Source organism: Amycolatopsis nalaikhensis (genome assembly GCF_030264295.1).
In the GTDB taxonomy this organism is placed as follows: Bacteria; Actinomycetota; Actinomycetes; order Mycobacteriales; family Pseudonocardiaceae; genus Amycolatopsis; species Amycolatopsis nalaikhensis.
The window spans coordinates 3,843,132-3,865,062 of record NZ_CP127173.1 but is presented as its reverse complement, the minus strand read 5'-3'; the positions used below and the strand labels follow the sequence as shown (position 1 = coordinate 3,865,062).

23 protein-coding genes are annotated in these 21,931 nt (G+C 71.9%); 7 read left to right on the top strand and 16 right to left on the bottom strand.

The features are described from left to right. From QP939_RS19220 to QP939_RS19200, 5 genes are read right to left on the bottom strand one after another with little or no spacing between them, the layout of a single operon-like run. Entirely contained in the window at nt 1-987 is a 987-nt protein-coding gene (locus QP939_RS19220) for a lysylphosphatidylglycerol synthase transmembrane domain-containing protein (RefSeq protein WP_285458158.1), read from the bottom strand. Beyond that, complete coding sequence (locus tag QP939_RS19215; protein WP_285458157.1) at nt 984-1,808, bottom strand: class I SAM-dependent methyltransferase; 825 nt, start codon at nt 1,806-1,808, stop codon at nt 984-986. The genes QP939_RS19220 and QP939_RS19215 overlap by 4 nt, the downstream gene beginning before the upstream one ends. After that, the gene (locus tag QP939_RS19210) at nt 1,805-2,872 is read right to left on the bottom strand and encodes a glycosyltransferase family 4 protein (protein WP_285458156.1); all 1,068 of its coding nucleotides are present in this window, start codon (nt 2,870-2,872) and stop codon (nt 1,805-1,807) included. Before QP939_RS19210 ends, QP939_RS19215 begins: the two co-directional genes overlap by 4 nt. Then, on the bottom strand, nt 2,869-3,267 hold the full coding sequence (locus QP939_RS19205) for a 6-pyruvoyl trahydropterin synthase family protein (protein WP_285458155.1): 399 nt from the start codon (nt 3,265-3,267) through the stop codon (nt 2,869-2,871). Before QP939_RS19205 ends, QP939_RS19210 begins: the two co-directional genes overlap by 4 nt. Before the next feature lie 31 nt (nt 3,268-3,298). Next, complete coding sequence (locus QP939_RS19200) at nt 3,299-4,261, bottom strand: zinc-dependent alcohol dehydrogenase (protein ID WP_285458154.1); 963 nt, start codon at nt 4,259-4,261, stop codon at nt 3,299-3,301. Between the two features lie 67 nt (nt 4,262-4,328). On the opposite strand from QP939_RS19200, the gene QP939_RS19195 reads away from it, so the two are divergent. Beyond that, a complete protein-coding gene (locus tag QP939_RS19195) occupies nt 4,329-5,078 on the top strand; it encodes a CDP-alcohol phosphatidyltransferase family protein (protein WP_285458153.1) in 750 nt (249 codons plus the stop codon). A 77-nt stretch (nt 5,079-5,155) separates the two neighbouring features. Here QP939_RS19195 and ligD read toward each other — a convergent pair whose 3' ends face one another. Genes ligD through QP939_RS19175 form a run of 4 tightly spaced genes read right to left on the bottom strand, consistent with a single transcriptional unit; the run spans nt 5,156 to nt 9,508 of the window. Beyond that, nucleotides 5,156-6,112, bottom strand: a complete 957-nt coding sequence (ligD, locus tag QP939_RS19190) for a non-homologous end-joining DNA ligase (RefSeq protein WP_285458152.1) — start codon at nt 6,110-6,112, stop codon at nt 5,156-5,158. A 38-nt stretch (nt 6,113-6,150) separates the two neighbouring features. After that, nucleotides 6,151-7,725 carry a DUF8728 domain-containing protein gene (locus QP939_RS19185; protein ID WP_285458150.1) on the bottom strand — a complete coding sequence of 525 codons (1,575 nt, stop codon included), beginning with the start codon at nt 7,723-7,725 and terminating at the stop codon, nt 6,151-6,153. A gap of 48 nt (nt 7,726-7,773) precedes the next feature. After that, the gene (locus QP939_RS19180) at nt 7,774-8,571 is read right to left on the bottom strand and encodes an oxygenase MpaB family protein (RefSeq protein WP_285458149.1); all 798 of its coding nucleotides are present in this window, start codon (nt 8,569-8,571) and stop codon (nt 7,774-7,776) included. Between the two features lie 25 nt (nt 8,572-8,596). Further along, on the bottom strand, nt 8,597-9,508 hold the full coding sequence (locus QP939_RS19175) for a LysR family transcriptional regulator (protein WP_285458148.1): 912 nt from the start codon (nt 9,506-9,508) through the stop codon (nt 8,597-8,599). A gap of 92 nt (nt 9,509-9,600) precedes the next feature. Between QP939_RS19175 and QP939_RS19170 the strand changes: the two genes are divergently transcribed. Both QP939_RS19170 and QP939_RS19165 read left to right on the top strand, forming a co-directional pair. Beyond that, nucleotides 9,601-10,905, top strand: coding sequence for an FAD-binding oxidoreductase (locus tag QP939_RS19170; RefSeq protein WP_285458147.1), 1,305 nt, complete (start codon nt 9,601-9,603; stop codon nt 10,903-10,905). Nucleotides 10,906-10,964: 59 nt separating this feature from the next. Then, entirely contained in the window at nt 10,965-12,122 is a 1,158-nt protein-coding gene (locus QP939_RS19165; RefSeq protein ID WP_285458146.1) for an acyltransferase family protein, read from the top strand. On the opposite strand, the gene QP939_RS19160 is transcribed toward QP939_RS19165, so the two are convergent. Continuing rightward, nucleotides 12,119-12,541 carry a nitroreductase family deazaflavin-dependent oxidoreductase gene (locus tag QP939_RS19160; protein ID WP_285458145.1) on the bottom strand — a complete coding sequence of 141 codons (423 nt, stop codon included), beginning with the start codon at nt 12,539-12,541 and terminating at the stop codon, nt 12,119-12,121. The two genes, QP939_RS19165 and QP939_RS19160, sit on opposite strands and share 4 nt — an antisense overlap. A 100-nt stretch (nt 12,542-12,641) precedes the next feature. Between QP939_RS19160 and QP939_RS19155 the strand changes: the two genes are divergently transcribed. Beyond that, the gene (locus QP939_RS19155) at nt 12,642-13,106 is read left to right on the top strand and encodes a MarR family winged helix-turn-helix transcriptional regulator (RefSeq protein WP_285458144.1); all 465 of its coding nucleotides are present in this window, start codon (nt 12,642-12,644) and stop codon (nt 13,104-13,106) included. A gap of 119 nt (nt 13,107-13,225) precedes the next feature. On the opposite strand, the gene QP939_RS19150 is transcribed toward QP939_RS19155, so the two are convergent. From QP939_RS19150 to QP939_RS19140, 3 genes are read right to left on the bottom strand one after another with little or no spacing between them, the layout of a single operon-like run. Further along, on the bottom strand, nt 13,226-13,588 hold the full coding sequence (locus QP939_RS19150; RefSeq protein WP_285458143.1) for a PLDc N-terminal domain-containing protein: 363 nt from the start codon (nt 13,586-13,588) through the stop codon (nt 13,226-13,228). A gap of 37 nt (nt 13,589-13,625) precedes the next feature. Beyond that, nucleotides 13,626-14,384, bottom strand: coding sequence for a cytochrome P450 family protein (locus QP939_RS19145; protein ID WP_285458142.1), 759 nt, complete (start codon nt 14,382-14,384; stop codon nt 13,626-13,628). A 43-nt stretch (nt 14,385-14,427) separates the two neighbouring features. Continuing rightward, nucleotides 14,428-15,102, bottom strand: coding sequence for a GNAT family N-acetyltransferase (locus QP939_RS19140; RefSeq protein WP_285458141.1), 675 nt, complete (start codon nt 15,100-15,102; stop codon nt 14,428-14,430). Between the two features lie 52 nt (nt 15,103-15,154). On the opposite strand from QP939_RS19140, the gene QP939_RS19135 reads away from it, so the two are divergent. Next, nucleotides 15,155-16,009: a PaaX family transcriptional regulator gene (locus QP939_RS19135; RefSeq protein ID WP_285458139.1), complete on the top strand. Its 855-nt coding sequence runs from the start codon at nt 15,155-15,157 to the stop codon at nt 16,007-16,009. An 81-nt stretch (nt 16,010-16,090) separates the two neighbouring features. On the opposite strand, the gene QP939_RS19130 is transcribed toward QP939_RS19135, so the two are convergent. After that, a complete protein-coding gene (locus QP939_RS19130) occupies nt 16,091-17,242 on the bottom strand; it encodes an IS481 family transposase (RefSeq protein WP_285457824.1) in 1,152 nt (383 codons plus the stop codon). 141 nt (nt 17,243-17,383) lie between these two features. Further along, entirely contained in the window at nt 17,384-17,776 is a 393-nt protein-coding gene (locus QP939_RS19125) for a RidA family protein (protein WP_285458137.1), read from the bottom strand. 67 nt (nt 17,777-17,843) lie between these two features. Here QP939_RS19125 and QP939_RS19120 point away from each other — a divergent pair, with 67 nt between their 5' ends. After that, on the top strand, nt 17,844-20,186 hold the full coding sequence (locus QP939_RS19120; protein ID WP_285458136.1) for a bifunctional salicylyl-CoA 5-hydroxylase/oxidoreductase: 2,343 nt from the start codon (nt 17,844-17,846) through the stop codon (nt 20,184-20,186). Next, a complete protein-coding gene (locus QP939_RS19115; protein WP_285458135.1) occupies nt 20,183-21,337 on the top strand; it encodes an acyl-CoA dehydrogenase family protein in 1,155 nt (384 codons plus the stop codon). Before QP939_RS19120 ends, QP939_RS19115 begins: the two co-directional genes overlap by 4 nt. Here the strand turns inward: QP939_RS19115 and QP939_RS19110 are convergent. Continuing rightward, a complete protein-coding gene (locus QP939_RS19110) occupies nt 21,294-21,908 on the bottom strand; it encodes a DUF2306 domain-containing protein (RefSeq protein ID WP_285459793.1) in 615 nt (204 codons plus the stop codon). The genes QP939_RS19115 and QP939_RS19110 overlap by 44 nt on opposite strands. Nucleotides 21,909-21,931 lie beyond the last annotated feature (23 nt).

The window sequence follows — 21,931 nt, the reverse complement described above, 5'->3', positions numbered from 1 at the left end:
CTATCCCGCGGCTTTCACGCGAAAGCCGCGGTCGGGTTCCCCGGACAGCGGCGCCGGGCGGCACCCGGCGACGCTCCCGGCGATCAGGACACCGGCGCCGGGCAGGCTCGCGACCAGCGTGAGCACGCCGTAGACGACGGCGACGGTGACACCTTGGGCGGCGCCGAGCCCGGCCGCGCCGAAGAGCAGCGCGCAGACGCCTTCGCGCGGGCCGAAGCCGCCGACGTTGAGCGGGAGCCCCATCGCGAGCAGCGCGAGCACCATCAGCGGCACGAGCTGCCCGACCGGTGCCTCGACCCCGGCCACGCGGGCGGCGACGACGAACAGTGCCAGGTGCCCGGCCAGCGTCGCGGCCGACAGGAAACCGACCCCGGGCCAGGTCTCGCGGGTCAGCAGTCCGAGCCGGATGTCGGCGAGCGAGACGGCGAAGCCGCGCCGCCACTTCGACGGGCTGTGGATCCAGCGCCCGCCGAGCAGGCGGCCCACGACCAGCGCGGCGACGGCGGCCAGCACGACGGTCACCCCGGCGACCGTGACGACCTCGCGGAACCCGCCGGGCACGACGCCGGGCCAGGCCAGCACGACGGTGACCGCGGACGCGATCAGCACGACCTGGCCGGCCGTCCGTTCCAGCACGACGGCACGCACGCCGCGCGGCACGTCACCCGAGTCGCGGCCGTGCTGCACCGCGCGGTGGACGTCGCCGAGGACGCCGGCGGGCAGCACGCCGTTGAGGAACAGCGCGCGGTAGTAGTCGGCGACCGCGGTGCGCAGCGAAAGCCGCAGGCCGAGCCGGGTGGCGACGACCTGCCAGCGGCCCGCGCTGAACACCGTCGTCGCGAAGCCGATGCCCAGGGCGGCGGCCACGCCGGGCACGCTGATCCGGCCGAGCCCGTCGAGGAAGGCGGCGCTGCCGAACTGCCAGACCAGGACGGCGAGGATGGCGAAGGCGCCGAAGATCCGCAGCCAGGCCAGCGCGCGCTTCACGCCGCCACCTCCAGGCTCGGCGGCAGGACCAGCAGGTCGCCGTGGTGGATGACCGCGTGCAGCTCGCCCGCCGCGGCCATTTCGAGCCGTCGCTGCAGGTAGACGTCGGTGACCGGGCGCAGCTCGGGCAGTTGCTCGACGGCCGCGCCGACCCAGCCGGTCAGCCACTGCCGCTGCAGCTCGGCCTGGTCGGGCCCGAGGCGCCAGGCGCTCGCCGCGCGCACGACGGTGGCGCCGAGCCTGCCGAACACGGTCGCGGCGACGTCCACGGCGTTGGGGCCGAGCAGCCGCCGTCCGCCGGTGATCCGGCGCTGGTGGGCGTTGAACGCGGCGGCGACGGCGGCGTCGAGCGGGTCGGCGGGCGAGAGCTCCACCCGGCCGGTCACCGAAAGCACCAGCAGCGCCGCGCAACCCGCCTCGACGATCGCGGTGGCCAGCGCCGTGACCTCGTCCTTGGTGAGCAGGTCGAGCAGCGCCGACGCGGTGACCAGCGACGTCCCCGCGAGGTCGGCGGCCCGCAGCGCGGTGACGTCGCCCTGCTCGGTGACGACGTCGACGGGGCTTCCGTCGAGCGCGGTCTCCGGCAGGCTCGCGCGGGCGCGGTCGAGCAGCTCGGCGTCGTGGTCGTGCAGGATCCAGTGCTGCGGGCCGGGCAGCCGGGCGGCCAGCCAGCGGCCGAGCGAGCCGGTGCCACAGCCGAGGTCGCGGATGACGACCTCGTCGTCCAGGTACTCCCGCAGCGGGTCGAGCAGTTCGGCGGCGCGGGCCGCGGCGTCGGCGGGTTCCCGCAGGTAGAGCCAGTCCGGCGCGAACGCGGTCATGCCGCTGCCTCCTGCCGCTGCAGGATGTCGGCGATTCGCCGGGCGGTGTCGTCCCAGCCAGTCAGGGTCTCGCGGCGCAGCTTCGCCGACGCGCGCAGCCGCGTCCGCAGCGCCGGGTCGGTGAGCCAGCGGCGCAGGGCCGCGCCGAGCGCCTCGACGTCGTCGCCGGGCACGAGCAGCCCGGGCACCGAGCCGTCCGGCGCGGTCCCGACGGTGTCCGGCAGCGCGTCGACGTCGGTGGTCAACACGGGCACGCCGCGAGCGAGGGCTTCGGTGACGACCATGCCGTACGTCTCGGCGCGCGAAGGCAGCACCAGCAGGTCGGCGGTGTGGTAGGTCGCGGCCAGCGCCGCGCCGGTGCGGGGCCCGGTGAGCGTGAAGCGGGCGCCGAGGCGGTGCTCCCGCAGCCGCTCGACGTACTTCGTCTCCCGCCGGATCCCGCCGACGCACTCGCAGGTCCAGCGCAGGTCGGCGACGGTCTCGAGGGCTTGGGCGAGCACGCCCTGGCCCTTGCGCGGGGTCACGTTGGCGACGCAGACCAGCCGGGACACGCCGTCGGTGCCGACGGCGAGCGGCGCCGGGTCGACCCCGGGCGGCACGGCGTGCACGCGGTGCGGCGCCAGTCCGTGGTGGTCGACCAGCCGCCGCGCGGCCCACTCGCTCGTCGCGACGACCGAGCTCGCGGCCCGCAGCGTCTCGCGCTCGAGCGCGTCGAGCTCGGCGGCGAGCGCGGGCGGCAGGCCGGTCTCGTCGGCCAGCGGCAGGTGCACCAGCACCGACAGCGAAAGCCGCCGGGCCTGCGGGACGACGACCTCCGGCACCCCGCAGGCGACCAGGCCGTCGAGCAGCACGGCCGAGCCGGTCGGCAACGCCGAAAGCAGGTGCCCGAGGACCGCGCGGGCCTCGGTGTCCGGCCGCGGCCACGACCCGGCGACGGCGATCTCGTGGACGTCGAGGCCCGCGGCGGCGAGCCGGTCGCACATCCGGCGGTCGTAGGTATTACCGCCGCTGGGCACCGACGTGTCGTCGACATCCCCCGGCAGGACGACGTAGAGGCTGTTCACAGCCCACGCTCGTAGCTCGCCCACGCCACGTGGGACTCGTGGAGCGAGACGGCGATGCCTTCGAGGCCGCGGGCGCCCTCGCCGAGGCGTCCGGCGTGGACGGCGTCGGCGAGCCGGTCGGCGATGACCTTCGCGAGGTACTCGGTGGAGGTGTTGATGCCCTTGAACTGCAGCTCGTCGTCGAGGTTGCGGTAGTTCAGGTCGCTCAGCACCGCCCCGAGCTCTTCCGTGGCCTTGCCGATGTCCACGACGATGTTGTCCTCGTCGAGCTCGGCGCGGCGGAAGGTGGCATCCACCACGAAGGTCGCGCCGTGCAGGCGTTGCGCGGGTCCGAAGACCTCCCCGCGGAAGCTGTGGGCGACCATCACGTGGTCACGGACGGTGATGCTGAACACCAAGACCTCCGATGCGTGCGGGTGGACGTGGTCACTGCGGCTGATACATGACACGAAGGCAGAGGGCGGAAAGTTCATTCGCGGCCAACCGGGGTAGCACGGAAGGCAGATCTTCAAACACGCACTCGCCGTCGACCAGCGCCTCGAAGGCCGGATCGGCGAGCAGCTCGAGGGCGACGCCCAGGCGCTGGGCGTAGCTGCGGTCCGGGCGGGCGACCGTGCCGACCTGGCTGCTGCGGATCACCAGCCGCCGCGAGTGGAAGTTCTCGCCGAGCGGCACGCGCACCGCGCGGTCGCCGTACCAGGACATCTCGACGACCTCGCCTTCCGGCGCGAGCAGCTCGAGCGCCCTCGCGAGGCCCGCTTCGGAGGCACTCGCGTGCACGACGAGGTCGCGGTCGCCGTCGGCTTCCTCCGGGGTCGAGAAATCGACACCGAGCGCCTTGGCGATCTCCGCCTTGGCGGGGTCGACGTCGATGAGCTGCACCCGCGTCGCCGGGAACGCCTGGAGCAGTTTCGCGACGCTGCAGCCGACCATCCCGGCACCGATGACGGCGATCCGGTCGCCGAGCCGTGGCCGCGCGTCCCACACGGCGTTCACGGCGGTCTCGACGGTGCCGGCGAGAATCGCCCGACCGGGTGGCACCGTGTCGGGCACGGGCGTCACGGCGCTCGCCGGGACGACGTAGGCGGTTTGGTGCGGGTAGAGGCAGAAGACGGTCTTGCCCTCGAGCTCGGCCGGGCCGCGTTCGACGACGCCGACGTTGAGGTAGCCGTACTTGACCGGGCCGGGGAACTCGCCCTCCTGGAACGGCGCGCGCATGACGTCGTGCTGGCTGGCCGGGACCCCGCCGCGGAACACGAGGGTTTCGGTGCCGCGGGAAACGCCGGAGTACAGCGTGCGGACCAGGACGTCACCGTCTCCCGGCTCGGGCAGCTCGACGTCCCGGATGGCGCCTTCGCCGGGACTTTGAACCCAGAAAGCCTGTTCCACGTGTTTCTCCTAGTGGCGACCGGAGGCTGTGTCGCCGCCACCCTATGAGCATTTCGCGGAGTCGACGATGATCAAACAGGACCTACTCCTGCGTTCGGTGGTTCCGGCGTGGGTGCTCGCCGCGGGGGCCGCGTTCCTCTCCCCGATCGCCTGGGCGACGGGGGCGGTGTACGGCGTGGCGCTGCTGTTGCTGACGGGCTGGGGCCTGCGGCGCAGCGACCGGCCGGCGTTCGGGCCGGCGGACTGGATCACGTTCGCCAGGGCGGTGCTGGTGGGCGTCGCGGCCGAGCTGATCGCCGACGGCGGCCGCCCGGTGCTGTGGCTGGCGGGCCTGGTCGCGGTGGCGCTGGCGATGGACGGCTTCGACGGCAAGGTGGCCCGCCGCACGGGCACGGCCTCGGAGTTCGGCGCCCGCTTCGACATGGAGGTCGACGCGTTCCTGATCCTCCTGCTGTGCGTCCAGGTGGCGCAGGGGCTGGGCCTGTGGGTGCTGACGATCGGCCTGATGCGGTACGCGTTCGTCGCGGCTTCGTGGGTGTTGCCGTGGCTGACCGCGCCGCTGTACCCGAGCATGGCCCGCAAGACGGTGGCCGCGGTGCAGGGCGTGGTGCTGGTCGTGGTGGTGTCCGGGTTGCTGCCGTCGTGGCTGGAGCTGGCGGCCGTGGGGGCGGCGCTGGCTTCGCTGGTGTGGTCGTTCGGGCGGGACGTCGTGTGGCTGGCCCGGCAGCGGGTCGTCGAGCGGCGGCCGGGCCGGATCGTCGAGCTGCCGCGCGCGGTGGTGCGCCGCCCGCCGTTGCCGGGGAACCAGGCCGCGTAGCGGGCTGAAGGGGACGTTCATCGCATCTGATGCGAGGAAAGTCCCCTTCAGCGCGTCTGATGCGAGCAAAGTCCCCTTCAGCCCGACTCGCGGGCCGCCCGGGCTCGGCGTTTGCCCTCGTGCATCGCCGCCACCCGGGCGATCGGGATCGTGTGCCCCTCCGCCACCAGGTCCTCCGGCAGGACGAACGGCTCCGGCATCTCGTCGGTCCACGGGTCGCCGCCGTCGAGCAGGCCCGGCGCCGTGTGCACCGTGAAGTCGGACGGCTTGACCCCGTCGAGGTCGGCCCAGCGGACCGGGAACGACACCGGCATCCCCGGCCGGTGGCGCGGGCTGTAGACGCACACCACCGTGCCGCCGCCGGAGCGGGTCGAATCCAGGAACACCTTGCCCTCACGGCGTTCCTTGATGTACTCGGTCGTGCCCAGCGTCGGGTCGACGCGCTCGGCGCGCGCGGCCACCGCCCGCGTCGCCGCGGCGATGTCCTCGGTCGACTGGCCCGGCGCGAGCGGCACGAACACGTGCACCCCCTTGGACCCGCTGGTCTTCACCGCGCCGTCGAGGCCGTCGTTGCGCAACGCCTCGCGCACCAGCTTCGCCGCGCCGGTGGCCAGTGAAAACGGGCCGTCCTCCGGCGGGTCGAGGTCGAGGATCAGGTGCGTCGGGCCGTTCGCGGGCTCGGTGCGGAAGAGCGTCGTGTGGTACTCGATCGCGCGCTGGTTGCCGAACCACAGCAGCGTGCGGAGGTCGTTGCACAGCGCGTACGTCACTTCGCGCCGCGAGCGGTCGGCCCACAGCGCCTGCCGCTGCACCCAGTCGGGCGTGTACTTCGGCAGGTTCTTCTGCATGAACGGGCCCTGCCCGCGCAGCACCCGCACGACGCTCAGCAGCCGGTCGTGCAGTTCCGGCAGCATCCGGTCGGCGACGGCTTCCAGGTAGTCCACCAGGTCGCGCTTGGTCGCCCCGGCACCGGGGAAGACTTCCTGGTCGAGACTGCTGAGCTTGACGCCGTGCCGAATCTCATCACTGCCCATCGGCCCACCTTCGCGCCCCCGCGCGAGGCGGTCAACTCTCAAAGTGGCAGCTGCGAGCGGAGCCGGTCGAGCCAGCGGTCGATGGTGTCCTCGGGCCGCCCGGGGTCGTTGACCTGCCGGGCGGCGTCGGTGCTGCGCCGGACGTGCTCGCCGACCGTCGACGCGTACTGCGGCAGCGCGTAGACGTCCTGCCAGTACCCGGCGCGCATCTCGACCGTCGCGACTTCCTCGTAGCCCGCGGTCGCCTTGGCGAAGTCGAAGCCGTACGGGGTGCCCGAGGGGTCGGGGCCGCTCGCGGTCACCACGATCACCGTCGGCCGGGCCCGCATGACGACCTCGGTCGGGTTCGCGCCGCGGGCGATCGCGGCGTCGTTGAGCCCGATGTAGTCGATCGCCGTCCAGCCGCTGTAGTACGGGATCGCGCCCGCGTCCGAGACGGCGAGCGTGCGCGACGACGGCGGGACGTCGGCCGCGGCCAAGCCCTTGCCGATCGCGACGTGCGCGCGTTGCAGGTCGGGCCCGTAGTTCGCGGCCGCCGCCAGGTCGGGCGCGGACACGCCCGCGACGGCCGACCAGCCGACGGCCACCAGGCCGAGCAGCGCGCCGACGACCCGCGGCGCCAGCGTCCCGGCGGCGAGCCCGGCGCCCAGGCAGAGGACGGGGATCGCGTGGTCGGCGAAGCGGTCGAGGTAGTCCATGGTCGGCCCGGACACCGCGTACGTCAGGTACGTGACCGCGACGGTGACCACCAGCAGCACGCCCATCGCCCGCGTCGCCCGGCGGAACACCAGCGACAGCGTCAGCAGCAGGAGCGGGAGGAGCAGCACCGTCGTGTGCTTCGTCCACAGCCAGCCGGAGTCGAGGTGGCCGAACTTGACGTAGAAGGTGTTCGGCAGCAGCTGGCCGTAGTACTGCCAGCGCCAGACGAAATAGCCCGCGCCGACGACGACCGCGGCCAGCGTCCACCACCGCGCCGAAGCGCGACCGCGTTCTCGCCACAGCCACAAGCCGACCACCGGCAGGGCGGCCAGCACGCCTTCGGGCCGCAGCATGCCGAGCAGGAGCAGCAGTACCGGCGGCTCCCACGTCCGGACCCGCTCGCCCGAGAGCACGCGCAGCCCGAGCACGACGACGCGCAGCAGCACCGCGGCGAACGCGGCCGTCTCCAGGCCCGCGGTGATGTGGAAGTACGTCGGCAGGAACACGACGTACGCGCCCGCGCCGACCAGCACGCCGGTCAGCCCGGCACGCTTGTGGCCTTCGCGGATGAGCAGGTAGAGCGTCGCCAGGCCGAGCACCAGCGACGTCACCTTGGTGAAGAACGGCAACGCGAGCCCGAGCCACGCGCCCAGCCCCGACCAGACCACCCAGGCGAAGTTCGTGAAACCTTCGACGCGCGGGCCGTCGACGTTCCACACCGGCCCGTGGCCCGCGGCGAGGTTCGCCGAGTAGCGGAAGCTGATGAACGCGTCGTCGATCGTGAAGAACCAGGCCGCCCACGCACCGACGAGGAAAACGCCCAGCAGCACCAGCGAAACGAGGACCAGCGGGAGCCGCCGGGGCCGGTCCGGCGCGGTGGTTCCGGGCTCGACGTCCGCCTCGATCGCCGTCATGGAATCCCCTCGGGTGGCTGTGCCGACCCGACACTGTATCCGGGCGGCTCAGACCGGCGGACGCCCCGTGCGCAGGCGCCACCGCAGGTCCCAGAGGCAGGCGTTGAACGGGAAGCGCCGCAGCGGGGGCGGCAGCACCTTCACCACCCGGCCGATCGCGGCGAGGAGCGCGTCGAACCGGCGCTGGTCCGCCTCGGTCCACGGCAGGCGCATTTCGTCGCGGAAGCGCTGCGGCAGGAACCCCGTCGTGACGAACCGGTGGAACCGCCGTGCCGGCGCGGCGAGCACCGGGTGCACGAACCGCAGGTCGACGATGTCGGTCAGGTACCGGCGGACCGTGTCGTCGATGCCGACCTCGGCCAGCCCGGCGGCCCAGTACTCCTCGAAGGCCGCCCGATCGGCGGGCCACATCTCCGGGTGGACCTGCAACGTCGTGCCCAGCGCGGCCGCCTCGCCGTAGAACCGCTCCGGATCGCCGCCGACGAACGCGAGGTAGACGTCTTCGAAACCCTTGTACAGGCAGGCCGCGACCCACAGCTGGAGGTCGGTGTCGAAGGCGTTGTACGCGACCGGGCTCGAGGCGGTCGAATGCACCTGCGCGTGCGCCTGGTTGACGCCCCGCCGGTACGCCGCGCGCTCGGCGTCGGTGCCCATCGTGGCGACGGCGAGGTAGGTGAGCGTGGTCCGCGTCCGCTTGAGCGGGTGGCGGAAGAGGTTGCCGCTGTCGACCTTGCTCTCCAGCACGCCGTACCCGACCGGGGCGCGGGAGAGCTGCATGATCACGTTCGCGCTGCCGGCCAGCAGCCCGGCGCCGACGACGGCGTCGCGGAGGGCGGTTTCGGCCATCGGCACGCCTCCTCGCGTGAGCGGTTCACGACTCAGGAAACGCCGTTGTTGACGGTGTGTCAAGAGTCCGGCGCGCGAAGGCGATCAAGGCGCGCGCGGCCGGGCTCAGCGGGCCCTCCGTCCGCCAGGCCAGCGCCAGCACGCCCCGCAGCCCCGGCCCGGTGATCTCGACGATCCGCAGCTCCGCCTGGTGGTAGCGGGCCAGTGACTCCGGCACGACCGCGACGCCGAGACCGCGCAAGGCCAGCTGCACCAGGACGTTCGGGTCGGCCGCCTCGAACGCGATCCGCGGCGTCAGCCCCTCGCGCGCGAAGGCGGCGTCCAACGCCGTACGCAGGCCCGTCCCCTTCGGCAGAGCCATCAGCGGCAGGCCGCCCAGGTCCGGGATCGCGACCGCACTCCGGTCGGACAGCAGCCCGCCGGGCGCCGTGACAGCCAGGAACGGCTCGTCGACCAGCACCTGCGTCGCGATGCCGGGTGGTGGGTCCGTCGAGAGGCCGACCACGGCGACGTCGAGCCGTCCTTCGCGCAGCGCCGCGAGCATCGTGTCGGAATTGGCTTCGGACAGTGTGATCTCGACGGCCGGGTACCGCTCGTGGAAGCGGGCCAGCAGGTCCGGCAGCCCGACCGGGCCCGCCGACGTCACCGCGCCGATCGCGACCTGCCCGCGGACCAGCCCGGCCAGCTCGTCGACGGCTTCGCGGACACCGCGCACGGCCGCGAGCGCGGCACGGGCGTGCGGCAGCGCAGCGGCGCCGACGTCGGTGAGCCGAACCGTGCGCCCGGACCGGTCCAGCAGCTCCTGCCCCAGCTCCCGTTCGAGCCGCCGGACCTGCGCGCTCACCCCGGGCTGGGCGACGTGCAGGCGTTCGGCCGCGCGGGTGAAGGTGCCTTCCTCGGCGACCGCGACGAAGTACGCGAGCTGGTGCAGTTCCATAAGCACTGATTCTAGTGAGTAGAAAAACCAGATCTTGGACTTCTGAGGACGTCGGCACGAAGCTGGAAGCAGCGAACGAGAAAGGAGCCGAGATGAACATCCTCCGCCCTGGTCAGGACGGGTACGCCGAAGAAGTCGCCGGGTTCCAGACGGCGGTGCCCAGCTCGCCCGCGGTGGTCGTCACCGCCGAGAACGCCGACGACGTCGTCGCCGCGGTGCGCTACGCCGCGGAGCACGATCTGCCGGTCGCCGTCCAGGCCACCGGGCACGGCCTGACCGCGGGCACCGACGGCCTGCTGATCAGCACGCGCCGGATGACCGGCGTCGAGATCGACGCCGACGCCCGCACGGCGCGCGTCGAGGCCGGGGTCCGCTGGGGCGCGGTGATCGAGGCCGCCGCCCCGCACGGGCTGGCGCCGCTCAGCGGCTCGTCGCCGGACGTCGGCGTCGTCGGCTACACGCTCAGCGGCGGCTTCGGGCTGATGGCCCGCCGCTACGGCCGCGCCGCCGACCACGTCCGCGCCCTCGACGTCGTCACCGCCGATGGCGAACTCCGCCGCGTCGAACCGGGCTCGGACCTGTTCTGGGCATTGCGCGGCGGCCGGGACAGCTTCGGGATCGTCACGGCGATGGAGTTCGCCCTGGTCCCGGTCACCGAGCTGTACGGCGGCGGCCTGCACTTCGACACCGCCGACCTGCCCGCGGTACTGCGGGCCTGGCGCACGTGGTCGATGGCCGCGCCGGACACGCTGTCGACGTCGATCGCCGTGCTGCCGCTGCCGGACCTGCCGATGGTGCCCGAACCTTTGCGCGGCAAGCACGTCGCGCACGTCCGCGTCGCCTACCTCGGCGACGACGGCGACGAGCTGGTCGCCCCGCTGCAGGCCGTCGCGCCGACGTTGACGGACTCCCTGCGGCGGATGCCGTTCACCGAGTCCGGCTCGATCGCCGCCGAGCCGCCGCACCCGCACGGCTACCACGGCACGAACGCGACCGTCACGCAGCTGAACGACGCCATGCTCGACGCCGTCCTCGAGCACGCGGGCCCCGGCGCCGCGGTGCCGACCGTGCTGATCGTCGACCGGCTCGGCGGCGCGCTCGCCGAGGCGCCCGAGCAGCCGGGCGTCGGCTGGGACCGCTCGGCGGAGTACGTCGTCCGCGCGCTCTCGGTGGTCGGCGACGACGGCATCGAGGCCGTCCGGCGGGCGCACGCGAAGCTGTTCGACGCGCTGGCGCCGTGGTCGACCGGGCGGCTGCTGCCGTTCGTGTACGGCGAGCACGCGCCGTCGGAGGTCGCCGAGAGCGTCCACCCGAGCGGCGAGCTGGCGAGGTTGCGCGAGGTCAAGCGCCGGTACGACGCCCGGGGCACCCTCCGACCGCTGGCAAAGGGCGAGTAAGGCGACGCCATATACTCGCCCCGACGATCACACCGACCGGGGGAACCGCCTTGCGCACCATGAGCCACGAGGACTTCCTCGGCAGCCGCCGGTTCCCCGGGCTCGACGGCCTCCGCGCGCTCGCCGCGACGATGGTCATCTTCTTCCACTTCGGCGGCCCGAAGTGGACGTGGCTGTCGGGCTGGGTCGGCGTCTACATCTTCTTCGTGCTGTCCGGGTTCCTGATCACGACGCTGCTGCTGCGTGAGCAGGACCGGACCGGCCGGATCTCGCTGTCGAACTTCTACCTGCGGCGGGTCTTCCGGATCCTGCCGCCGTACCTGGTGATCCTCGGCGGGATCATCGCGTTCGTCCTGCTGCGCGGCGAGTTCGAGGAACGCGGCTTCCCCCGCGCGCTCAAGTACTACCTGACGTTCCTCAACGAATTCTTCCCCTCGACCAGCGACCACTCCGCGGACAACTTCTTCAGCGGCTCGTGGACGCTCGGCATCGAGGAGAAGTTCTACCTGGTCTGGCCGTTCCTGCTGGTGGCGATCGGGATCGGCGCGGCCCGGCGCAAGTTCCTGCTGATCACCGCGGCGATGGTCGCGCTGCTCGCGCTGGTGCCGGTGACCAGCGGCTGGGAGCTCGGCGACTCGAAGGTCGCGATCTACCACTCGAGCATCCACTACTTCATCCTGGCCGCCGGCTGCCTGCTGGCGATCCTGCTGCACTACCGCCGCGGGTACGCGCTGCTGAGGCCGTTGACGCACCCGCTGGCGGCGATCCCGATCGTCGGCGCGTTCGCGCTGCTGCACGTCAACCTCGACAGCCTCTTCAACGGGGGGCGGCAGAACCTGCTGCTGCTCGTCGCGTACGCGGTGTTGACCATGCTGCTGCTGATCGTGCTGGTGAGCCCGGGCCCACTGCGGTGGCTGCTCGGCACGGCCCCGATGCGGTTCGTCGGCGAACGCTCGTACTCGCTCTACCTGCTGCAGGGACCGGTGCACTTCGTCGTCGTGCAGGCGGTGCCCGGGCTCGCGCAGAACAAGACGACGTCGGCGGTGACGGTGTTCCTGGTCGGCCTGGCGATCGCGGACCTGATCCACCGCTGGGTCGAGAAGCCCCTGATCGACGTCGGCAAGCGGCTCATCGCCCGGAAGGAGGCCCGCCGCGAAGCCCGGCGCCTGGCCGAGACCCGCGTCGAGCCCGCTCCCGTGACGGCGTCGGTGTCCTAGCGCTCGAGGACCACGATCGGGATGACCCGGGTCGTCTTCTTCTCGTAGTCGGCGAAGCCCTCGGCGTGCGCGACCATGCCGGCGTAGAGGCGGTCGCGCTCGGCGCGGTCCTCGATCACCGTGGCCGTGGCCTCGAACTTCTCGGTGCCGACCTCGACGGTGACCTTCGGGTTCGCAACGAGGTTGTGGTACCAGGCCGGGTTCTTCGGCGCGCCACCCATGGACGCGGCGATGACGTAGCGGTCGCCGTCGCGGGTGTAGACCAACGGCGAAAGGCGCGGCTGGCCACTCTTCGCGCCGGTCGTGGTGAGCAGGAGCACGTTCTTGTCGGCGAACATGCCCCCGACCTTGCCTTCGTTGGCGCGGAACTCGTCGGCGACCTGCTTGTTGAACTCGTTCATGTCGGCTGGCGCGGTCATGGGATCCCCTGTTCTGCCGGTACGCTCGACCGGTGCGAGTACGCTCGGGCGAGCCCGATGCGTTTGCTTTGCAAACAAAGTTACCGACGGGAGGTCAGGGGTGTCAACGGAGGCCGGACCGAGCGTCGAGGACGGCGTGCGGCAGCTGCTGCTGCTCATGCCGCGTCTGGTCGGCCGGGCCAAGCGGACCCCGGTCCCCGAGGAGCTGAACGGCTGCGCGCTGGCGCCGCGGCACCTCTCGCTGCTGTCGTACCTGCTGTTCGACGGCCCGATGACGGTGACGGAGCTGGCCACCCGCCTGCAGGTCGCCCCGACGACGGCGAGCCTGATGGTCGGCGACCTCAGCCGCCAGGGCGTGCTGAACCGCGAGGAGGACCCGGCCGACCGCCGCCGCACGATCGTCAGCATCACCCCGGACAAGCGCCCGGCGGTCGACGCCTGGCTGGCGCGCGGCGCGAAGGCGTGGAGTGACGCGCTGGCGCCGTTGAGCCCCGCCGAGCGGCAGCTGGTGATCTCGACGCTGGAGGCCTACGAACGCGCCACTTGCGAGGGCCCGGGCTGCTAGCGCCCCAATGTGGCCTTCGGTGCGTGAGACGCAACCAAGGTGGCCTTCGGTGCGTGAGACGCAACCAAGGTGGCCTTCGGTGCGTCAGACGCAACCAAGGCCGCCTTGGGGCGCTTGGCTCAGTCCTCGGCGCGCTTCTCGCGGGCCAGCTTCCGCTGAGCCTCCGCGCGCTCGCGGCACTTGCGGAGGAACTCCTCGTCGTCTTCGGGGCTCGTCGCCGCGAACCGGCCCGGGCGGTCGTACTCCGGGTACGCCGGCGCGGTGCGCTCGTACGGGCCGCGGGCCCGCGTGGCGTACTGCTGCGGACGGCCCGCCACCAGCCAGATGATCGAGCCGACGAGCGGCACCACCAGCACGAGCAGCAGCCACAGCCCCTTCGGCAGGTTGCGGCAGGACGATTCGTCGGTGGTGATCACGTCGACGAGGCAGAAGATCCACAGCCCGAGCGTGACGACGCCGAGCAGACCATCCAAGTACAGCAATTTCCGCGCCTTCCCCAGGAGATGAACGCGGTAAGTCTTAGCAGAGGGCACCGACAGTTCCGTCGCGGGTCACCCGCAGCCGCGCGGGCATCCGGAGATTCGGCGACGACACCCACGTCGTTTCCGCTTCTGTCAGGCGGAACCCCTGCAACGCCTGGAGAACGCCGGCCGCGAGGGCGGTCGCGTGCGCCGAACCCGGGCAGGCACGCGGTCCGGCCCCGAACGGCGTCCCGGCCAGTGACACCGCGACGTCCTCGCCGTCGATCCGGCGGCGGGTGCGCAGGACCGGCTGCCCGACGGGTTTTCCGCTCAGCCGCGCGGAAAGCTCGTTGCCGATGAGGCCCGCGGTGGCGTCGCAGGCCTGGACGAGCAGCCCGATGCGCGCGGCCGCGAGTTCGGTCGGGCCGCCGCAGACCGAGACCAGCCGTCCGAGCGCGGCTTCGGCTTCCGCGTCCGGCGTCACGTGCGGGTGGTAGGCGGCGGCCACCGGCGTGACGTCCGCCGAGACGTCCGGCAGGCCGAGCGCCTCCGCGAGCACCCCGACCGGCACCGGCCGCGCGATCTCGGCCATCACGTCGAAGTCGTCAAGCGCGGCGACGATGGTTCGAGTGCGCGTGAAAGCGTTGTCCCGCAAGGCTTCCACGTCGACCGAGGTGAGGGCGTCGACGGCCAGAGCGCGCCGCCGGACGTGGTCGCCGCCGTTGCTGAACCGCGCGACGGAGGCGCGCAGCCAGGCAACGGTGCCGGGGCGGACATCGGCGGGAACGGGCGGAACGGGTGCGGAAAGCGGTGTCATGCGGCGAAGTTAGCCGCGGGAAACGTCGGCGGCGGCCGAAGCTTCAGAGCAGCGACACCGGGAACCACGTCGCTTGCGGGCCGCCGCAGCGGGTGGTCCGCGGGACGTCGTGCTGGAACCACCAGGCCTCGGTGACGCGGCCGTCCGGCAGCCGGTAGGTCGGCGGCCCGGCGACGCGGGCGAGCCCGGCGGCCTCCAGCGACCGCGCGCTGGCGACGTTGCCGACCTCGGCGCCGGCCCGCACCCGCGGGAGCCCGAGGTGTTCGTGCGCCAGGGTCAGCCCGGCGGCGAAGAGCACCCGGCCGTGGCCGCGGCCGCGGTAGTCGGGGGCGAGGTAGCCGCCGGTCTCCGGGCCGCCGTCCTCGCCGGTGTGCACGCTGACGAGCCCGACGCAGCGGTTGGCCTCGACGTCGATCATGACGAGGTCGACGGACTGCGGATCGGGCGACACCCAATCGGGGCCGGTCCCGGGCACGACGCGCAGGGCATCGGCCCGCGCGGACTCGGCGACGACGGAGTCGCGCTGCCACCCGAGCCACCGCTGAGCGGCGGGATCACTGCCACAGGCAACGGCGGCGGCGTACTCCCACGCGGTCGGCGTCCGGAAGAGGAAGCGGCCGCTGCGCAGGACGTGGCCCTGCCGGTCGCAGGTCCGCTTGGTCATCAGGCGCCCGCGGCGGGTGAGCCGGTCGAAGATCCCCTTGGTGGCTGGCAGCATCGCGGCGAAATCGTAGCGGAGCGATCCCGGCGTCTGTTGTTATTGTGGCCCGATGACGGCCGTACCCGAGGCAACCGAACTGGACGGCTCCGGCCGTGCGGCCCAGCCTCGTCAGCTCATCGTCACCGTGTACGGCCTCTACTCCCGCACGGAGGGCGGCTGGCTCTCCGTCGCCTCGCTGATCGACCTGCTGGCCGCCGTCGGCGTCGACGAGCCCGCCGTGCGCTCATCCATCTCCCGGCTGAAGCGGCGCGGCATCCTCGAGGCGGTCCGCCGGGGCGCGACCGCCGGGTACGAGCTCTCCGACGACGCCCGCGAGATCCTCCGCGAAGGCGACGAACGCATCTTCCGCCGCGAGCGCGCGACCCCGGCCGACGGCTGGCTCCTCGCCGTCTTCTCCGTGCCGGAGACCGAACGCCACAAGCGCCACCTGCTGCGCACCCAGCTCGCCCGGATGGGCTTCGGCACCGCCGCCTCCGGGGTCTGGATCGCCCCGGCCCACCTCCACGCCGCGACCGCGGAAGCCCTGACCCGGCTCGGTCTCGCCGGGTACGCCGACCTGTTCCGCGCCGACCACCTGGCCTTCGGCGACGTCGCCGCGAAGGTCCGCGACTGGTGGGACCTCGACCGCCTCGACGAGCTGTACACGACGTTCCTCGACGAGCACGCCCCCGCGTTGCGCCGCTGGCAGCGCCGCAAGTCGGTGGCCGACGACGAGGCCTTCGCCGACTACGTCCGGGTGCTCACCGGCTGGCGGCGCATGCCCTACCTCGACCCTGGCCTGCCCGCGGAGTTCCTGCCCCGCGACTGGTCGGGTATCCGCGCGGCCGAGGTGTTCTTCGAGCTGCACAACCGCCTGGAGGACCCGGCGAGGGCATACGTCGCCAAGTCGATCAACCTCGGCTGAGCCTCGGCGCAAGTTGTCGTGAGTGTTTAGGGCGGTTAGAACCGCCCTGTCATGTTTCAGGACTTCGTGAACAGATGTGTTTCAGGACTTCGCGGACAGTTTGGGGTTGGTGAGGCGTTGGTAGCGTACCGATCGGTCTAGGGTGAGCTGGCGGGCGACCGTGTCGTTGATCATGACTGTGACGCGGTCGCCTTGCCAGTAGATGGTGGCGGTGTGACCGGCCCAGGTGCGTCCCAGGACGATGGAGCAGCCGGAGAAGGCGATCACGCCGGTGGCTGAGACAGGTCGGGTGGTGACGCCGCTGGGCCGGCGAGGGCCGGTGGCGGGGGTGGCTTTCGGTCGGGCGTCGTAGCGCTGCTGTGGGGTGAGGCCGTTGAGGCTTTGGTGGCGGCGGTTGTTGTAGATCGTGCGGTATTCGTCGAGAAGCCGTTGCAGGGTTGCGAGGTTGTCGGCGGGTGGTCGGGCGGCGAGCCATTTCTGCAGGGTCTGGTGGCTGCGTTCGTCCTTGCCGCAGGTTTGCGGGTGGTGCGGGGTGGAGGCGATGGTGGTGACGCCGAGCTGGGCGAGGTGGCGTTCGAGTTCGACCATCCGGCCGCGGTGTTTGCCGGAGAAGGCCAGCCCGTTGTCGGAGAGGAGTTTGACGGGCAGGCCGTAGCCGGCGAAGGCGTGTTGCAGCGCGGCCCAGGCGTTGGTGGTGTTCTCGCTGTCCGCGGCGTAGGTGCCGACGTCGAGGCGGGAGTGGTCGTCGAGGAGCTGGATGATGCAGACCTTGGTGCCGTCGGCGAGGTAGTGTTCCATGCCGTCGATCTGCCAGCAGCCGTTGGGGTCGGCGTATTCGAACCGGCGCCGGGTGCGGGGTTTCTTGCGGGGTTGCGGGACGATCTGGCCGTGTTCGCGCAGGATCCGGTAGACCGCCGACTGCGATGGCACCCGGTCGTGGCCCTGGGCTTCCAGCCGCCAGCGGATCGAGATCGGCCCGTTGTCGAGCCCTTCGTCGGCGAGTTCTTTGCGGGCCCGCAGCACCGCCTCCGCCACCGTCGGCCCGAGCGCGGCCGGGTGGTGGTGCGGGGCGGTGCTGCGGCGGGTGAACCCTTCGGCGCCTTCGGCGCGGAACCGGTTCAGGTACTTGTGGAACACCGTGCGGGACACGCCGTGCTCGCGGCAGAACCGTGCGATGTTGATTTTCTCACCCGACGCGGCCTGCGCGACCGCGGCGACGAACTCAGGATCCATCGAAAACCCTGCTCTGCCCATCGCCGCATGATCACCACACAACTACTGGTCACCACACTGACAGGCCGGTCAGTGTCCACGATGTCCTGAAACATCACCTGTTCACGATGTCCTGAACTGGGACAGGCGGTTAGAACCGCCCTAAACACTCACGACCGCGAAGCCCTGGACCTCGACCAGCGCCTCCTCGTCCCACAGCCGGGCGACGCCGATGCCCGCCATCGCCGGGTACTCCGTGCCCGCGAGCCGCCGCCAGACCGCGCCGATCTCGCGTGCGTGGGCGCGGTAGTCCTCCATGTCGACGATGTAGATCGTCACGCTGCACAGGTCTTCCGGCGCACCGCCCGCCGCGCGCAGCGATGCCAGCAGGTTGCCCAGCGCGCGTTCGAACTGCTCGACGACGCCGTCGCCGACGATCTTGTTCGACGCGTCCAGCGCCGTCTGCCCGGCGAGGAAGACGACGCGGCCCTCGGCCACCACCGCGTGCGAGAACCCGGAGGGCTTGCCGAGCTCCGGCGGGTTGATGCGTTCCATGCCGGACACCGTACGCCATCTTTCGCGTTATTGACGGTCGTAGTCATGACGACATACCCTGGACGGCGTGCGAATCGCGGTCATCGGCGGCGGCCCGGCGGGCCTGTACTTCGCCGCGCTGGCGAAACAGCTCGGTCCCGGCCACGAAATCACCGTCTGGGAGCGCAACGCCCCGGACGACACGTTCGGCTTCGGCGTCGTGTTCTCCGACGAGACGCTCGGCGGCATCGAACACGCCGATGCGGCGGTGCACGAAGCCATGAAGGCCGAGTTCGCCCGCTGGGACGACATCGACGTGCACTACCGCGGCACGGTCACCACCTCCGGCGGCCACGGCTTCGCGGCGATGAGCCGCAAGCGCTTGCTCGGCATCCTCCAGAGCCGCTGCGCCGAGCTCGGCGTCGGGCTGCACTTCCGCGAGGAGGCGCCCGCCGACCTGTCGGGCTACGACCTGGTCATCGCCGCCGACGGCGTCAACTCGGCGACGCGGGCGCGGTACGCCGAGCACTTCCGGCCGAGCGTCGAGACCCGGCGGTGCCGCTACATCTGGCTCGGCACGGACCTCGTGTTCGACGCCTTCAAGTTCTACGTCCTCGAGACCCCGGCCGGGATCATGCAGATCCACGGCTACCCGTACGGCCGCGACGGCAGCACGTTCATCCTCGAGGTGCAGGAAGACGTCTGGCAGCGGACGTTCGGCCCGGTCGCGGCGACCGCGCTCAAGCCGGGCGAGAGCGACGAGAAGTCGATCGCGCTGATCCGCGAGCTGTGCGCCGACGTCCTCGGCGGGCACGAGATCATGGCCAACAACTCGAAGTGGGTGTCGTTCGGCACCGTGCGCTGCGAGAGCTGGGTGCACGGCAACGTCGTCCTCCTCGGCGACGCCGCGCACACCGCGCACTTCTCGATCGGCTCCGGCACCAAGCTGGCGATGGAGGACGCGCTCGCGCTGGCCGCGTGCCTGCACGAAAACGACGGCGTCACCGAAGCCCTGAAGGCGTACGAGCTGGAGCGCCGCCCGGTCGTCACGTCGACGCAGCGCGCCGCGCAGGCCAGCCTGGAGTGGTTCGAGAACATCGCGCAGTACACCCACCAGGAGCCGCCGCAGTTCGCGTTCAACATCCTCACGCGCAGCCGACGCGTCACCTACGACAACCTCCGCCTGCGTGACCCGGAGTTCGCGGCCGAGCTGGACCACTGGTTCGCGCGGAAGCTCGGGACGACGTCGCGGCCGCCGATGTTCCAGCCGTTCAAGCTCGGCGAGCTGGAGCTGCCCAACCGGATCATCGTGTCCCCGATGGACATGTACTCCGCGGTGGACGGCGTGCCCGGCGACTTCCACCTGGTGCACCTGGGCAGCAAGGCCCTCGGCGGCGCCGGGCTGGTGATGACGGAGATGGTCTGCGTCTCCCCCGAAGGCCGGATCACGCCCGGCTGCGGCGGGTTGTACACGCCGGAGCAGGAAGCCGCGTGGAAGCGGGTCGTCGACTTCGTGCACACGCAGACGCCCGCTCGCATCGGTGTCCAATTGGGACACTCCGGGCGCAAGGGCTCGACGAAACTGATGTGGGACGGCATCGACGAGCCGCTCCCGGCCGACAACTGGGAAGTCTGCGCGCCGTCGGCGTTGCCCTACTCCGACCGCAACCAGGTCCCGCGTGAACTGTCCACTTCGGAAATGGCCGAGATCAAGGACCAGTTCGTCGCGTGCGCGGAAGCCGCCGCCCGCGCCGGGTTCGACGTCCTCGAACTGCACTGCGCGCACGGCTACCTGCTGTCGTCTTTCCTCTCCCCGCTGACCAACCAGCGCACCGACGAATACGGCGGCTCGCTGGAGAACCGCCTGCGCTTCCCACTCGAAGTCTTCGACGCCGTGCGCGCCGCCTGGCCCGCCGGACGGCCGATGACCGTCCGGATCTCGGCGACCGACTGGTGCGAGGGCGGGGTCGACGCCGACGAGGCGGTCGAGATCGCCCGGGCGTTCGCCGAGCACGGCGCCGCGGGCATCGACGTCTCGACCGGCCAGGTCGTCAGCGAGGAAAAGCCGCAGTACGGCCGCAGCTACCAGACGCCGTACGCCGACCGGATCCGCAACGAGATCGGCGAGGAATACGGGATCGCGGTGATCGCCGTCGGCGCGATTTCGTCCTACGACGACGTCAACTCGCTGATCCTGGCCGGCCGCGCGGATCTCTGCGCGCTGGGCCGCACGCACCTCTATGATCCACAGTGGACGTTGCACGCGGCGGCCGAACAGGGCTACCCGATGCCGTGGCCGAAGCCGTTCGCGGCGGGCAGCCGCAAGCCGCAGACCGGCCGCAGTGACGGCCCGGAACCGCGGCTCGACCTCGTCCGCTCCGGCCCGGCCGGAACCGCCCATGCCCGCTGGCGACCGGGAGCACCCGCATGACCTTCACCCTTGACCCCGCGCAGCTGGCTTTCGCCGCCGATGTCCGGCGGCTGGCCGCCGAGCAGCTGCTCCCGCTCGCCGAGTCCGGTGTGGAGGGTGCGGTGAACCGCCCGCTCCTCAAGGCGATGGGTGCGCTCGGCCTCCTCGCGCGGCTCTTCCCCGGTGTCGCGGAAGGAAAGCCGTCGCGCCAGGCGGCCGCGACGGACCTGTGCATCCTGCGCGAGAACCTCGCCACGGTGAGCACGGAGGCCGAGACGGCGTTGGCGTTGCAGGGCTTGGGAACCTACCCGGTCCTCCAGTCCGGACAGGACGACCAGGTCGCGAAGTGGCTGCCCGCCGTCGCGGCGGGTGACGCGGTGGCGGCGTTCGCGTTGACCGAGCCGGACGCCGGTTCGGACGCGGCGGCGCTGTCGCTGGCGGCAGAGCCGGACGGCGACGGCTGGCGCCTGACTGGCGAGAAGATGTGGATTTCGAACGCCCCGGAAGCCGACTTCTACACCGTGTTCGCCCGAACGACGCCGGGTGCGGGCGCGCGCGGCGTGAGCGCGTTCGTCGTGCCGGGCGACCGGGCCGGACTGTCCGGCGAGCACCTGGACCTGGTGAGCCCGCACCCGATCGGCACGGTCACGTTCGACGGCGTCGAGGTCCGGCGCGAAGAACTGCTCGGCGAAGAGAACCGCGGGTTCGCCGTGGCGATGCGCACGCTGGACCTGTTCCGCCCGAGCGTCGGCGCGTTCGCCGTCGGGATGGCGCAGGCCGCGCTGGACGCCACTGTGGACTACACGGGACAGCGGGAAGCCTTCGGTGGCCCGCTGATCAAGCAGCAGGCGGTGGCGCACGCGCTGGCGGAGATGGCGACGCGCACGGAAGCGGCCCGGCTGCTGGTCTACGCGGCGGCGGGAGCGTACGACGCGGGCGAGGAGAACCTCGCCGGCCGCGCGGCGATGGCGAAGCTGTTCGCCACCGAGGCGGCGCAGTTCGTCGTCGACTCGGCGGTGCAGCTGCACGGTGCCCGCGCGCTGCGGCGCGGGCACCTGCTCGAACACCTCTACCGCGAGGTCCGGGCGCCGCGGATCTACGAAGGCGCGTCGGAGATCCAGCGGACGATCATCGCGCGGTGGCTGGCTTCCGGTCGAGCCACCACTGGCTGAGCAGCAGCAAGCTGAGCACGCTGAGGACCGCGGACAGCGTCCCCGCGGTCAGGATCAGCTCTTCCTTGTCCTCGACGCGCGGCATGACGAGCAGGAACGCGATCGGCGAGAGAGCGCGGCTCATCAGCGTGTTCATGGTCATGGCGAAGCTGCGGACCATCCACTTCCGGTGGTCCGCGTAGCGCCGCTGCCGGATCGCCCGCCACCCGGCGAGCGTGAACCCGAGCCACAGCAGGGCGGCGACGACGTCGAGCGCGCCGACGACCGGGCCGAACGGGCTGACCGCGCCGATGATCCCGGCCATCACGGCTGACGGCAGGGCCCCGGCGAAGACGTAGACACGCCCGACGCGACGGTGCACGACGGGGTGCGTCCGGCGCAGCCACGGCCAGATCTGCAGGATGACACCGACGATGGCGATGGTCCCGAAGGTGATGTGGGCGACGAGGAACCAGTAGTGCGCGGCGAACCCGGCCGGCGCGGGCACGCGAGACCGCGCCGGGTCGAGGGTGAGGTAGGGCGGCACGGAGTAGGCGAGGAAAACGGCGACGATCAAGGCGAGCGGCGCCACCCAGGGCCGTCGCCACCAGGTCG